The organism is Bacteroidia bacterium, from assembly GCA_027493955.1.
Lineage (GTDB): Bacteria > Bacteroidota > Ignavibacteria > SZUA-365 > SZUA-365 > JAOSJT01.
The window spans coordinates 3,712,732-3,727,084 of record JAOSJT010000001.1; the positions used below are offsets into that span (position 1 = coordinate 3,712,732).

Sequence of the window (14,353 nt, forward strand, 5' to 3'; positions counted from 1 at the left end):
TCCCCTCGAAGCTGTTTCAAATGTGGCCATCGGAATATAGTTCTTCCCCGCGATCCCTCGAAAGGGTATTCCTGGTCTCTTTACGGACAATCTTTACGACAAGCAAGAAGGGAAAACAAGAAAAACAGGCGACCACCTGCTTTTCTTTACCTCCCCGATCCATGATTCCCACCGATTCACGCAGCGACCCCGGAAGCATATCCTACCTTCGGCTCTTCCAGACGAAAAGTACCGTCAACCCGTTTCCGTGGCCGCTGATCCTGCGAAAAGGCGGGAGCGTCTGACGGCTCCAGATCGACAAGTATCGAGTCTGGAAGCGACTTTACTCCGAAATCACGAGTTTTGCCGTGTGGCGAACCTCCCGGCCGTTCAACGTGAGAAGGTAGACGCCGGGTGGCAGTCCGTCGGGCCTCCAGCGAAACTGGTTCGATCCTGCGGTTGCTTCAAGCGTGCGACACATGACGACGGATCCGAGAGTGTTTACAATGGAAATCACCACAGTCCCCGGATTCTTCATCACGAAGGGCACCGTTGTTGCTTCACGGAATGGATTCGGGTAGACGGGGAGGAGTACATCGGCATCCGACGGATTCGGCAGCCGCTCGACATCGACAAGCAATGCGCCGTAGGTGGTTCCCGTCAGCACACAGCCGACGAGCGTGATGTCGTCCTGGCGGGTGCCGGGCGGTTCGCCTCCGAAGTGGCTGGTGAGCGGACCAAAGCGTTCGGACAGCGTGATCCAGTCGAGCATGAGTCCGTCGCGGCGGAAGGTCAGGGTGCGCGTGGGCAGCTGAAACACTTCCGTCGAATCGATGTTCTGCAGCTCAATGGTCCGCTGCCAACCATGCGTTAACGGCCAGGACTCGTCCTGCACCGCATCGAAGCGGAAATACACTTCTTCTGTGCTGTCTTCCTCGAAATACACGTACATCCGCGTCGAGTCCACACGGATGAAGCGATCACTGCAGAAAGGGAAGGAACTACCGTGTTTCCCGCGCTGCTCCAGCTCGTAGTAGTCTTTCCCGTTTGCCTGTCTGCCGAAATCGACGATGCGTAGCATGATCGTGTCCCGCGACCCCTCATGTGTTACCCAGTCGAAATACGAAGCGGTGTAATCCCAGCGGTTGCCGACCTCGAGCGGAACGTACGGTTGGGCGGGGGCGACATGCACAACGGTCAGCAGGCAGACACAAAAGATTGATGTCAGAGCGGAGCGCATTGTGTTCCTCGGATTGAGAATCAAGACAGAAAGGTATCGAATGCGTAACCGCAAGTCAATCGGATGACACACGAGCGGACGAATCGTTCCTTTTGCACAGAAACATACGCTCGAAATTACGTGCAACAATGCAACCCTCACCGCTGGCAGATAAATGGGTGGAACGTCGAAGGAACCTGGAAACAAGGTTCTTTCTCGGAATATCGAGTCTGAAATTTGAATCATCAAACAAAGGTTTTGTATCACAATGGTCCGCGAGCTACTTTCCCACATCGTTGTATTGTTTTGTTGGACAGGACCATGAAGCACCTCGTCGTCGGCACATTAATTTTTGGCTTTGTGCTTGTAGGGATGACAGACATGCTACTGTCGCAGGGGTACAACAGTGGCTCCGATTCGGCACGTCCGTCTGACGGCTACCTCGACAGCCTGTGCGCAAAATATACCAGCTCGCGACTCGATTCCACCGCAGGATCATTGCTCATGAGAGAATGGCTGGATGGGTTGGCCTCTGAACACCTGGTTTCCAACCGCGACGACTTGACCGAGAATATGAAATGGAACCCCGAACTGCGCTTGTTCCGCCGACCGCACCACCACCATTTTCCCTCAGCGAGAAAATGGCGTCCATCACGAAGGAACATGTTGGACGTACATGTGTCCTTGACTATTAAGACGGAGGGAAGCAGATTGTCCGGGTGCTTGTAGCGTAGCGATTCTGGTAGATGTGAACGACGAAGCAAGCATCCTTGAGCATTGCCGGCGATTCTGCGCCGAAGTCCTCTGACACCACGCAGGAATATGAGAGGAGTGTATGCCCATGTCGAGAATGTTCGTCTTGCTTGCTGTGTTCTTGATCGCGTTGTCGGGATGCAAGGACACACCGACGGAACCGGATCCCGAGCCGGTATTGAAGGCGCTCTGGTTCACCACATATATGGAGGCCAGCGTCATTCGCGCGGGGGATACACTGCATGTGTGCTGGAGTACCCTCGATCTCGATCGGAGCGAAGTTTTTATCATGGAATACAGCTCCTTCTGGGACGCCAACTGGAAATTCCTTCGGAATGTCGTGATCGGAGAATACTGCACGGACATTCCTGCGGCTGAAATCCCGGTCGGTGATTTTTGCCTCCGGCTGCGAAATGCAGGGGGCGCGATCTCCGCCACCTCGGCACAGATACATGTGACTGCCGGGGATGAACGCGGGACCATTGTGTTTCTTCCCACCGCGTCGGACACGTTGATCTATCATCGTGATGTGCTGCGTTGGAATACGCTCCCGGACCATGCAGGGGAAGTGCGCGGTGTGTATGTGCAGCAGCAGATTGTCGGGCGCAACTGGGCGTCGCCAAAATGGTTCGATGTTTCGACCAGGGAATTCCGTCCAAGCGATCTGATCGGCATCTCTGATGCGGAGCATCTGGATCTCAACCCTCGGAGAAGATTTCGCATCCGTGCGCAGGATGACACGGCGTGGACGTATTCCTCCGTTTTCATCGTCATCGATTTCCGTCTCAGCGGACCACCGCCGGGATCGACAATCAAGCGTGGCACCATTGTGTACGGTGGCGCTTCGCATCCCACGGGTCCCACCGCGGAGCATTTCTGGTCGACGGACGGAGGGACGACATGGATGAACGTCGAGATGAATGCGTTCTCGACCAAGGGATATGAGACATGCACGCGGCTGTTCCCGCTTCCTCCGGGTCAGCAATGCTATTACGCGATCAAGGGATGGAGAGGCGCCCGGCTCTTCGCTGATACGCTGGGGCCATATATCGTGGTCGACAACACACGGCCTCTCGTTACCTTCAAAACGGGTGACAAGCTGACGTATGAGTTCATGACGGACAGTCAGAGAAATGTCCATCGGGATACCGTTACCGCAACGCTCGAGCGGATTGAGCAGACCGGTGACCGCATTGAATACACGTTCCGCACGGTGACCCGCACAGGCGCGGTCAATTCCGAGACGGTCGTCGAATATCCGTCGGAGATGCATCGTCTGAGCGGCTGGATCTTTGACGAGTTCACAGGGCACCTCAATCTCTACCGTTTCGCCGATACGGGATTGGATGAATATTCTCTGTACTGGGATGATGGTGCGTCACGAGCCAGCATGACCATGCGTCTCGGCATCGGGCTTGATACCTATTCGCTTCGATCGACGATGGGTGGAACCTGGTATGCACGATCAACGACGTATCTCCCTTGATCACCTGCCGTTGCATCACGAATCTGGAGAAAGGAAATGAGGATGAGAGCTGGAATCGCAGGCATCGCCATCGGCCTGCTACTCGGAAACGTCCAGACGATGCACGGACAGGGATTCGAGTGGAAACAAGGGTATCCATCCTATGGGTATGGAGTGAATGGCTATGGCGTTCGAGTATCGCCCGGCGGGATGATATACACGTATTTGCAGTATTGGGACATTCCTCCCTTCCAATGGGATACAGGATCCGTTATCGAAAAATATGATGACGCAGGGCATCGTATCTGGTACCTGTCCTGGAGAGGCAACGGGAGAGAGGTGAAGATCGAGTATCGATGTGACAACGATGAAAACCTCTATGTGCTGCAGGGAAACAAACTGAGTAAACGCTCCCCGGAGTCTGGCACGTGCTGGGAGACCAGTTTGGCGAACGGCTACGACAAGTTCGAAGTTTCGAGAGATCGAATCTTTCTTTTTACACCGCTTGTCGATACAGGCGGGACGGGAATATATCGTGGAGTCTCCATTGTGCAGATCGACACCATGCGCAGGGAGGTATGGAGAAGGGATACGATGTTTGCTCAGGACGTAGCCATCACGCGAACAGTAACGTACGTGGACAAGAGGGGGAACATGTACGTTTCAGGGGCCATCGAAGCAGATGAGAAGGACGTATTCTTCCTCAAGTTTGACATAGATGGGAATCTTATTTGCAGCAAACGGGAACGCGGCCCGGTGGGGCGAAACGAGGAAGGATTTGCGATTACCGCTGATGCTGCAGGAAATTTCTACCTTCTTTCGAAGGTGGATAGCAGTGACAACATCAATTCGGCCTGGATTACCAAATATGACCCAGTGGGTCGAAAGATTTGGTCGAAGTTTTATGAGAAGGAGTGGAACCTCGGAGTTGCGTCCATTCAGACCACACCAGATGACGAGATTCTTGTTGGAGGAGGATTCGGACAAGGACCCAACGGCATAGCACATTTCGTGTTTCGTGTCGATACATCCGGTGCGCTGCAATGGCAGCTCCCGACAGAGCCGCGATTCAAGTTTGGGAGCATGGCGGTAGGTCCCGACAACGACGTATACTTCATTGGGCTCTGGTTTGCCGGGTTGCATAGCGCTGATGGGCCATATTTCGCGAAGTACAGCCTCCATCCGGTCTCAGCCGAGATCCTGCCGGACGGGGTGGCCGATCCCGCATCTTGTGTGTTGAAGCAAAACTATCCCAATCCCTTCAACCCTTCGACGACCATCGATTTCAACATCCCAAGTCGCGGCGACGTGCGATTAACCGTCTTTGATCACCTGGGACGAGAAGTTGCGGTACTCGCAGATGGCGAATATGAGTCTGGGACACACTCCTGTCAGTTCAGCAGCGCGGAGCTACCGTCTGGTGTGTATATGTATCGCCTCCTTTGGAATGGCAATAGCGTAGCTCGAAGAATGGTCCTGCTGCGATAGCGCACAAGCTCCAAATTGTATGCAACTATGCTACTCTTCGCGGTGACTGCTGGACAATCGTGGATGCTTATTGGATGTTCGTGTGTTCGAAATGTGCTGGAAGCCCTGTAAATAAAGAGGATCGCAGCTTTCAGCAGATAATCCCACCTTCTCCGCGACATGCCCGGGTAATACCGGGCATTTCCTTTTCCCGCACAACACCAGCCGACGAGCCGCAGACCTTCGAAAGTGTACCGCGGGTTCTCCCGGAGGGACTCCGGCGGAATCTCACCTTCCCTTCGACATGCCCGGGTAATACCGGGCATTTTGTTTATGGCAGCAGTTGAAAAATCAGCCGCCCCGGAAGGCGGGCGTTGACAGATCCGTCACTCCAGAACTTCGCCGCTCCGCTCCCTGTTTTGCGAAACCCATACCACCGTCATCGTTTGTTTTGCCCGATTTCCACGCTACTTTGCCTGCATATTTTCCTGACGAATCATAGCGGAGGTTCAGTTGTCACGATTGTTCATGCGCCTGATCGTGTTGGTCGTGCTGTTCAGCGTGTTGCCGGCTCAGGTATGCGCGAAGCCGGGTGATCTGGATTCGGCCTCAATCCGAAACGCACAGGTCTACCTCGACTCCTTGTGGTCCATCTATGACAATATCCCGATTGATTCGGCACGGGCTGTGTCGCGGATGCGAATGCTGCTCGACAACTGGTCCGAGCTCACGAAACCCGACACCTCGCGTTTGCCGACAGATGCAGGAATCTGTGAGCAGGTCTTCTCCGATATTTTCAAAGCTCGCTATTACCCTGATCCTAAAACCGGACGCAAACGTCCGTTTCAGTCAAAGCTCAAGCCCTATGTTGTACTGCGTGACAGCATCAGATATGCGGTGATAACGGATACAGCGCTCTGGCAGGTGCTTTCCGGCCGCCGGGGCGACTCCCGCCTGCGTTCACGCATACGGTATTACGAACTTCAGTATCAACACATAGCTCCGCAATTGGACGTCTCGTCTACGGTGCTGCGCTTTGATCCCGCGCGCTATGAGGCGGTCAATGCCTTCATCAACGGTCGACGGAACATATCAGCGACGAACGAGAGGACCCCGGACCTCCAACGCAGATTCGACTGGTTGAATTCGTACTTCTCTGTTTGTTTTTCGCATGGAGGTGAGCATTATCCCTTATCCACGCTTCCGATCATAGGCACCATTCTCCTCAATGGTGATATGACCGAGGCCGTCGTTGTCATGAACTGGGCCTGCTACTCCGGTGAAACGATACTCTGCCGAAAATCCGACGGCATTTGGACAAGAGTCAGCTCCTATGATCATTGGGACGTTTAGCCGCAGCATACATGAGGTGAGCACAAACTCCCTGAGGCACACGGCGGACTGCATTCCGTAATAGTGGTACCATCCGCAATCGATTAATCAACGATACTGGGTCACATAACTTGGGGGCTTTTCGTAGGGAGGAAATCTGAGAGCAGATGACCACGGACCTGCATCGCGCGCCGCTGAGTGAGTGCGGTTCTGTGCCGCAACAGCACTGATCTCTGCCGCTCAGACCTTGCTGATCCGGTCGGTGATGAGTTCGTGAAGTCCTGGTTGTACGTGCTTCGCCGGATTCTGGAAGCTGATGCACACAACCGGAATCTGCTCAGAGTTCCAATGACAGGAATGCGGGTTGATACCTCGCCGGTTGATGAAAAGTATCAACCACGGGTTTTTCTACTGATGGCCATTGAAGTCCGGACAGTGCCTTTGGCCGGGGCGGGCGGTGCTTCAGCAGCTGTTCCATACCGGCAATCAAGGAAGAGGAAGGTGCCATCATTTGTCCCTCCCGTATCGGTTGAACGAGCCTGCTGACGCAGAAGCCGGTGTATCACTACCGGCAGGGGAAGGTGGAGGGTAGAACAGACGGGATTATTTATCTTCTGATGTTTATGGTATTTTCCAGATATAGCGGAAAAACATCACGGATATTACTATGGAGCGCATGGAGGAGTCGGGATCACAACGAGCGATTGACGGCACGCTGTCAGTGGACGTGGAAGAATGGTTCTGCGCCCACAATCTTTCTCCGCCGCTGTTGCGCAAGGAATGGGAGGAATATGAACGACGCGCGGAGGCCAGCACCGTGCGCCTCCTCGATATCATGGATGCGCGACAGGCGCGGGCAACCTTTTTCATGCTGGGGTGGGTGATGGAGCGCACTCCAGGACTCGCCGCGGAAATTCATCGTCGGGGTCACGAGGTCGGCACGCATGGGTATGGTCATTATGCGTTGACGGAAATGACGCCGGACGAATTCGCGCGGGATCTTGACGCGGCACTGGAGGTCCACGGGCGACAACTCGGTGTTGACGTCCTCGGCTACCGCGCACCGTCATTCACCTTGCGTAAAGACACCACGTGGGTCATTCCCATCCTTGAGAGTCGTGGGCTTCGCTACAGTTCCTCCGTATTCCCCATGCGCGGACATCCATTATACGGCATACCCGACGCGCCACTGGAGCCCTGGCGCATCGGAGAGACGCTGATGGAAATTCCACTGACGGTGGCACGACTGGCGTCTTTGCGCGTCCCATGCGCGGGTGGAGCCTACATGCGCCTGCTGCCATTCACGCTGATGCGGGGACTGCTGCACAGCGTGCGTCGGGAGGGACGACTGCTGAATCTGTACATGCATCCCTGGGAGTTCGATCCCGGTCAACCCCGCGTCGCGATTTCCTTGCAGAAACGCGTGCGTCACTATCACAATCTGCACCGGACCGAGGACCGGCTTCGGCGTCTGTTGTCGGATTTTCATTTCACCTCGATACAGGAGCTCCCATGTCTGCGATGAACAACGATGATGTCCAGAGAGATTATTGGAATCAAGAACTTCCGGCATTTGATGCGATCTATACCCATAAAAAGGGTACGGTCTCCAACATCCTCGATACCATCTTCCGCAAGGATATGTACCAGCGCTATACCGAAACGCTGAAGGCCTGCGAGCCGGTGACGGCGCGGAGCTTTCTCGACCTCGGCTGCGGCACGGGGCTGTACGCGCTCGAGCTGGCACGCCGCGGTGCGCAGCGGGTCGTCGGAGTGGACGTTGCCGACAAAATGGTGGAGACCTGCGAGGAGCGCGCCAGGCAGCTCGGATTAACCAATGTTTCGTTTGTTCACGGAGTGATTCAGGACCTTTCTCCGACGGAGAAATTTGACGTGAGTTTCGGCATTGGACTTTTCGACTATATCGAAGATGCGGTGCCGACGCTGCGCGGCATGCGCGAACATACGACAGACAGCGTTATAGCCACTTTCCCGCGCTTGATGACCTGGCGTGCGCCTTTGAGAAAGGCCCGTCTCACGATGCGCGGGTGTCCGGTGTATTTTTACACGAAGCGATCGGTCACTGCCGCTCTCACGGACGCCGGTCTCACCCCCGTCCGTGTGCAGCGTCTGGGGAAGCTGTACTTTGTGGTCGCCAAAGTCTGATACAGCACGCTTCGGAAGCACGGGTGTCGGTTGCTCTACGGTGCTCCGGCGACATAGCCCAGTGCATAATTGAATGATCTACACGTGGGGGATCCGGAGTTACACCCTGGCAACTTCGTCGTGACAAATCAACCGCGAAGTACATTTCTGCGAATCTGCTATGAACGCAGAAGAAAAACCCCGGGAACCGGGGTTTTTCAGTGTCGCGGAGAAGGTGGGATTCGAACCCACGGTACGCTTTCACGTACACACGCTTTCCAGTCAGCCTCTGGCTGACAGTTCAGCCACCACCTGCAGAACGATATTGTGGAAACGTCTGGTCAAGCCAGGCGCGTCCGTGTCCGGATTTCAATTGCCGCTCGCGTTGTTCTGCTTCCCGACGTGTAGGATACTGTTCTGAGAAAATCAGAATCCACGGAATACCGCGTTTGGTGAAGGTGCTGAACCCGTTATTGTGTTGCTCAAGCCGATGAAGAAGATCGCTCGTCGACCCGATGTAGCGCTTGCGTAGAACAGCGCTCCAAAGCACATATGTGTAGAACATGACCAGCTCCCGTCTGGTGTGAATGAAGAGGAAAAACCCCGGGAACCGGGGTTTTTCAGTGTCGCGGAGAAGGTGGGATTCGAACCCACGGTACGCTTTCACGTACACACGCTTTCCAGTCAGCCTCTGGCTGACAGTTCAGCCACTCCTGCACCTCTCCGATTATCTCCGCAAAAAAGCAGAGATGTAAAATATAGAGTGAAACTGGTGGATTTGCAAAAGACAACACCGCAACGATGGAAAATTTCGAGTCCATGCACCAGGCAAAGGTCTCTCTCCCCGTAACTTTTTCCGGTGCTTCTTCGTATCTTAAAGGATTGCGGCATTCTGTCGCATCACGCACTCCCACTCGTTCACTGCGGCTGCATGATTCAGGCGGTTTTTTTTGATCTCGACGGCGTTATTGCCGATACGTTGCATTTCCATTATCTCGCCTGGGAAAAGATGTTCAACGATCTAGGCGGCAGCATTTCCGAACATTCCGTGCTGATACATGAAGGGCGGGCGTCGCGTGAGATTTTGCCGCGATTCATCGAGGAAGCCGGCGTTTCAATTCCGGAAGAGGAGCGCGAGAGCTTCATCGACCGCAAGCGCGAGTATTACCGCTCCATCGTCAAGGTGACGTATTTTCCGCATGTGTTCGATGTTATCGCCGCGTTGCGTACGCGGGGTTTTCACACCGCCCTGGTGACGGCATCGTCGCTGAAGAACATGGAGACGGCGCTCCCGAAGCAGCATCGGGAGTTGTTCGACTTTCTCATTACGGGCGACGAAGTCCACCGAGCAAAACCCAATCCCGATCCGTACCTTGCCCCCATGCATCACCTCGGCCTCACGCCGGAGCAATGCGTGGTGGTGGAAAACGCACCTCTCGGCATCGAATCGGCCAAGAACGCGGGCATGACCTGCGTTGCGGTGGAAACCACGCTGGGGCGCGAATACCTGACGCTCGCGGATATGGTCATCCATGAGATCCGCGAACTTCTGGACCTCCCGTTCCTCCTTCCGAACCGATGAATGCAATCAAGACAAATGAACTGATTTCAAATACAGCACACATGTTACCATCACGAGAGGTTATCGTATGAAGACACGCCTCATGTATTTGCTCCTGCTTGTCGCCTTTGTTCTCCCTTTACGCGCGCAGGACTTCAAACCCATTTCGTACGAAGAGTACACACTGAAGAATGGCCTCACCGTCATTCTCCATGTCGATCGTACCGCTCCCACCGCGATGACGTACTGCCTCTACCGCGTCGGTTCCAAGGATGAGGTGACCGGTCGGACGGGATTCGCGCACTTTTTCGAACATCTCATGTTCGAGGGGACCAAAAACATCAACCGGGGTCAGATCGACAAAATGATCACCGCAGCCGGTGGCGTACTGAATGCATCAACCTCGTTCGATCAGACGGATTACTTTTTCAAGGTCCCCATCAACCAGCTCGAGCTGGCTCTGTGGATAGAATCCGAGCGCATGATGAATCTGGTTGTCAATGAAACCGGTGTGGAAACGCAGCGCGGCGTTGTGAAAGAAGAGCTGAAACAGCGCTACGAGGGCCGTCCCTACGGAACACTGTGGGACAACATCGTCAAGACCACGTTCAAGGGTACGCAGTATGAATGGACCCCGATCGGTGTTCCCGAAGACATCAACCGTGCCTCCATCGAGGAATTCCTTGCCTTCCACGACAAATACTATCTGCCGAACAACGCCTGCCTCGTTGTTGGCGGGGATCTCGATGTCGCGCAGACGAAAAAATGGATCGAACAGTATTTCGGCTCCATTCCTTCGGGCACCGAACCCCCCAGGGTCACCGTCACCTTCCCTCCGCAGACCGAGCCCCGCACCGTGCTTATCGAAGAGGAGATGACTCCCCTTCCGGCCTATATTCAGACCTATCTCTCCGTGGATTTCCAACACAAAGACGCCTACGCACTCGAGCTCATGGGTGATGTGTTGTCCAGCGGGAAAAGCTCACGCTTGTATCAGCGGCTGGTGGACAAGGATCAGCTCGCATTACAGGCCGCCAGCTTCAACGTCCCATTGGAAAAGGCCGGGCTGTTCGCGTTTTACTGCATTGCGAATTCCGGTGTAACATTCGAGCAAGTCGAGAAGGCGATCAACGAAGAAATCGCGCGGATCAAGAAAGATGGCATAACGCAGGAGGAATTCCAGAAAGTGCGCAATGCCAAAGAGGCGTCGTTTACACGCAGCTTCATGTCGCTCGACGGCAAACTGCGCAACCTCGCGTCCTACTCGCTGTTCTACGGCAATACCGCGCTCGTGAACAAGGAAATCGAAATGTACATGAACGTCACGCGTGACGACATCAAACGCGTTGCCAACACCTACCTGCGGCCCGAGCGGCGCAATGTGGTGAAATACGTCGTCCCCGAAAAACAGAGCTGATGTCCAACCACGCAGACAGAGGAAAAGTACAATGAAGCACACACGCATGTTTATCGTCGCCCTGATTCTGTTGCTTGCAGGACAGGCGTTCGCGCAGGTGGACCGCAGTAAAAAGCCCGCTCCCGGTCCTGCGCCCAAGGCCTCTTTCCCGGAATTCTATGAAACCATGCTCGACAACGGCCTCAAGGTCTTTGTCGTGACCAATAAAGCGCAACCGCTGGTGAGCTTCCGGCTGCTTATCAGATCAGGTGCGGAGTTTGATGGAGAGCACAGTGGCGTAGCGAATTTTACCACTTCGCTGCTCACTTCAGGTACGAAAAAGCGTACCGCGCTGCAATTCGCATCCGAAGCGGATTTTCTCGGCCTCAGTGTCGGTGCGGGTTCGGCTGACGACCAGATGTCGTTGAGTGGCTCCGGCCTCAAGAAGCACATGGACAAGTTGCTCGATCTGATGACCGACGCCTTGTACAATCCCACCTTCCCGCAGGAGGAGTTGGACAAGGAAAAGAAGCAGGCCCTGTCCGGACTGAAAACGGTGAAGAAAAATCCTGACGAAGTAATGCAACGACTCGCGATCACTGTAGGCTACAACGTACATCCTTATGCCCGCTTCGGCATCGAGAAGGATGTGGAAGCCATCACGCGTGAACATCTCGTTGCCTTTCACAAGCAGTATTTCATTCCCAACAACGCATCCATCGCCGTTGTGGGTGATGTTACGCCGAATGAGATACTTCCGATCCTGAAAAAGCACTTCGATGCCTGGAGCAAGGGCACTCCTCCAAGGGCAAATTTCCCGGCCCCGGAACGTATTGCCGGACGCGGTGTGCATCTTGTGGATCTCGGCAGCACGCAGACGCAAACAGCGATCAACGCCATGGTTACCGGAGTTCGCCGCAGCGACCCGGATTATCTGCCGTTGAGCATCATGAACTCCATCATCGGCGGCGGATTCAGCGGTCGTCTTTTCCAGAATCTGCGCGAGACGTACAGCTTCACTTACGGTGCCTACAGCAGCTTCGAATCGCGAAAAACGGCTGGTGTATGGTCCGCCGAGGCCAGCGTGCGGCGCAGCGCCACCGATTCGGCGTTCACGCAGATCCTGCATGAAATGAACCGCATCCGCGACGAGGTGGTGAGCAGCGAGGAATTGGAAATGCACAAGCAAAACGCCTCCGGCCGCTTCCTTCTGGGTTTGGAAAACCCCTCCTCTATCGCCAGCATGGTGCAGAACATTGATCTCTACGGATTGCCGAAGGATTACTACAAAAAGTACGTGAGCAACATCATGGCAGTGACGTCCGCCGACGTACAGCGTTTGGCACGCAAGTACCTCACGCCTGATAATATTGCCTTTCTGGCTGTCGGTGATGCCAGCCAGATCGCGAAGCCGCTCGAATCCTTCGGTGCCGTGAAGATGTACGATGCCGACATGAATCCCGTGACGGCGGCGAAGCAGCTCGCGGTGGATATCGACGGTGAAACGCTGATGCAAAAGGCCCTGGCTGCCATGGGTGGAAAGGACAAGCTGCTTGCCCTCAAGAGCCGGGTCACCGAAGGGGAACTCGATCTTTCCTTCGGTCCGATGCAGGCAGCGGGTACCATGACGCTCACGGAGAAAGCTCCGAATAAAGCGCATCAAAAGATGCACATTGCCGTTGATATGGGCGGCCAGATGCAGACTGTGGAATCCGAGCGCTGGGTCAATGGCGTGAAAGCCGTCGAGAAAGCGCCTATGGGTCCGCTGCGCGAGCTGACTGGTGATGAACTCACCGAAGCCCTCGAAGGCGCGATGTTCAACGACTTTGCGCGTTGGAAGGATTTGGGCTACAGCGTCGTCGTGAAGGAGAAAAAGGAGATGGACGGCCGCGCCGTGTACGTCGCGGAAATGAAGAAAAAACACGGCAGCGACGAGATCATCATCGATGCGACGAGCTTCCTTCTCACCGGGAAAATCGAAGTTCGCAATACGCCGCAGGGCCCCGTTAGCAGCGTGACGAAGCTCGGCGATTATCGTGAGGTGGATGGCATCATGCTTCCGCATTCCATGATTTCGGAAGCTGAAACGCAGACCATGAAAATGACTGTCCGTTCCTACAAACACAATAGCGACATCCCCGACAGCGTGTTCGAGAAGACCGTGCAGTAAGCTCGAGGTGTTGCGTCGTTTCGAGGCCCCGCTTTACGGCGGGGTCTTTTTTTTGGATATCTGTTGCAGAGGCCCGTTGCTACCGACGGGACACACGAGGCGCCCAGGAAGACGCACGGATGACACAAATCCGTTCTGTCGCCGTGAAGCATTGAATCGGGATGTCGGCTTGGGTATTTTCCATATCTGACCGTAGCATTCCTGAAGCAGAAAGGATAGACGCATGACCATTATCAATCGTACCGCAAGCTCTCCCGTTGTCCGTATGGCCGTAAAATCATTCATCCGCTGTGTCGGACTGTTCAGTCTCACGTTACTGTTCTTCGTACAAACCGTCTCCGCGCAATCCGTCGGCTTGTCCGGTGGCAATCAGAAGGTGTGGAAGCCGATGAACGGCCTCTACCTCGTCCTCGATCAGAGCATCGACATCGCCGACCTGCGCGAGGCCGGCCGCGAAGAGATCGTGCTCGTCAATGATTACAAATTTCTCGAAGAGAAACCAGACGATCCGCCTGTGTACATGATTCTCCGCCGCGAACCCGACGTGCCTCTGGTGCTCGCGTCAGATCCGGTGGCTGGCGAGGACAAAGACGGCAAGCCCCTGCTGAATATCTCGCTTTCCGAAGAGCATGTTGAAACAATGCGCCGTTTCACCGAAGAAAACATCGGGGGCACGGTGGCGATCATGATCAACGCCGAAATTGTTTCCGCGCACACCATCAAGGCGGCCATCACCGGTGGCAAGCTGCAGATCACCCGCTGCGATAAAAATTCCTGCGAGTATTTTTTAGTGGAGTTACAGAAGGACGCATCGGAGAAGTAGAGCGTCGATTCTCCTTAGGACGGGGTGTGTTTCCCAAGCACTT

The 14,353-nt window shown here is 54.8% G+C and carries 11 protein-coding genes; 9 read left to right on the forward strand and 2 right to left on the reverse strand.

What is annotated here, in order from left to right:
* Positions 1 to 322: 322 nt before the first annotated feature.
* Positions 323 to 1,219, reverse strand: coding sequence for a T9SS type A sorting domain-containing protein (locus M5R41_14225; protein MCZ7557550.1), 897 nt, complete (start codon positions 1,217 to 1,219; stop codon positions 323 to 325).
* A gap of 820 nt (positions 1,220 to 2,039) precedes the next feature.
* On the opposite strand from M5R41_14225, the gene M5R41_14230 reads away from it, so the two are divergent.
* The 5 genes from M5R41_14230 (at position 2,040) to M5R41_14250 (ending at position 8,381) form a co-directional block, all read left to right on the forward strand.
* Positions 2,040 to 3,437, forward strand: coding sequence for a hypothetical protein (locus M5R41_14230; GenBank protein ID MCZ7557551.1), 1,398 nt, complete (start codon positions 2,040 to 2,042; stop codon positions 3,435 to 3,437).
* A 42-nt stretch (positions 3,438 to 3,479) separates the two neighbouring features.
* Complete coding sequence (locus tag M5R41_14235) at positions 3,480 to 4,904, forward strand: T9SS type A sorting domain-containing protein (GenBank protein MCZ7557552.1); 1,425 nt, start codon at positions 3,480 to 3,482, stop codon at positions 4,902 to 4,904.
* Positions 4,905 to 5,396: 492 nt separating this feature from the next.
* Positions 5,397 to 6,236: a hypothetical protein gene (locus M5R41_14240; GenBank protein ID MCZ7557553.1), complete on the forward strand. Its 840-nt coding sequence runs from the start codon at positions 5,397 to 5,399 to the stop codon at positions 6,234 to 6,236.
* Positions 6,237 to 6,882: 646 nt separating this feature from the next.
* Positions 6,883 to 7,740: a DUF3473 domain-containing protein gene (locus M5R41_14245; protein MCZ7557554.1), complete on the forward strand. Its 858-nt coding sequence runs from the start codon at positions 6,883 to 6,885 to the stop codon at positions 7,738 to 7,740.
* The gene (locus M5R41_14250; protein ID MCZ7557555.1) at positions 7,728 to 8,381 is read left to right on the forward strand and encodes a methyltransferase domain-containing protein; all 654 of its coding nucleotides are present in this window, start codon (positions 7,728 to 7,730) and stop codon (positions 8,379 to 8,381) included. Before M5R41_14245 ends, M5R41_14250 begins: the two co-directional genes overlap by 13 nt.
* Before the next feature lie 280 nt (positions 8,382 to 8,661).
* Here the strand turns inward: M5R41_14250 and M5R41_14255 are convergent, their stop codons facing one another.
* Entirely contained in the window at positions 8,662 to 8,925 is a 264-nt protein-coding gene (locus tag M5R41_14255) for a GIY-YIG nuclease family protein (protein MCZ7557556.1), read from the reverse strand.
* Between the two features lie 366 nt (positions 8,926 to 9,291).
* Between M5R41_14255 and M5R41_14260 the strand changes: the two genes are divergently transcribed.
* The 4 genes from M5R41_14260 to M5R41_14275 all read left to right on the forward strand — a co-directional run bounded on the left by M5R41_14260 (position 9,292) and on the right by M5R41_14275 (position 14,310).
* Positions 9,292 to 9,942: an HAD family phosphatase gene (locus M5R41_14260; protein ID MCZ7557557.1), complete on the forward strand. Its 651-nt coding sequence runs from the start codon at positions 9,292 to 9,294 to the stop codon at positions 9,940 to 9,942.
* 67 nt (positions 9,943 to 10,009) lie between these two features.
* Positions 10,010 to 11,338 carry an insulinase family protein gene (locus M5R41_14265; GenBank protein MCZ7557558.1) on the forward strand — a complete coding sequence of 443 codons (1,329 nt, stop codon included), beginning with the start codon at positions 10,010 to 10,012 and terminating at the stop codon, positions 11,336 to 11,338.
* A 31-nt stretch (positions 11,339 to 11,369) separates the two neighbouring features.
* A complete protein-coding gene (locus M5R41_14270; GenBank protein MCZ7557559.1) occupies positions 11,370 to 13,487 on the forward strand; it encodes an insulinase family protein in 2,118 nt (705 codons plus the stop codon).
* A gap of 223 nt (positions 13,488 to 13,710) precedes the next feature.
* Positions 13,711 to 14,310 (forward strand): hypothetical protein, encoded by a 600-nt coding sequence (locus M5R41_14275; GenBank protein ID MCZ7557560.1) that lies wholly within the window; start codon positions 13,711 to 13,713, stop codon positions 14,308 to 14,310.
* Positions 14,311 to 14,353: the final 43 nt, after the last annotated feature.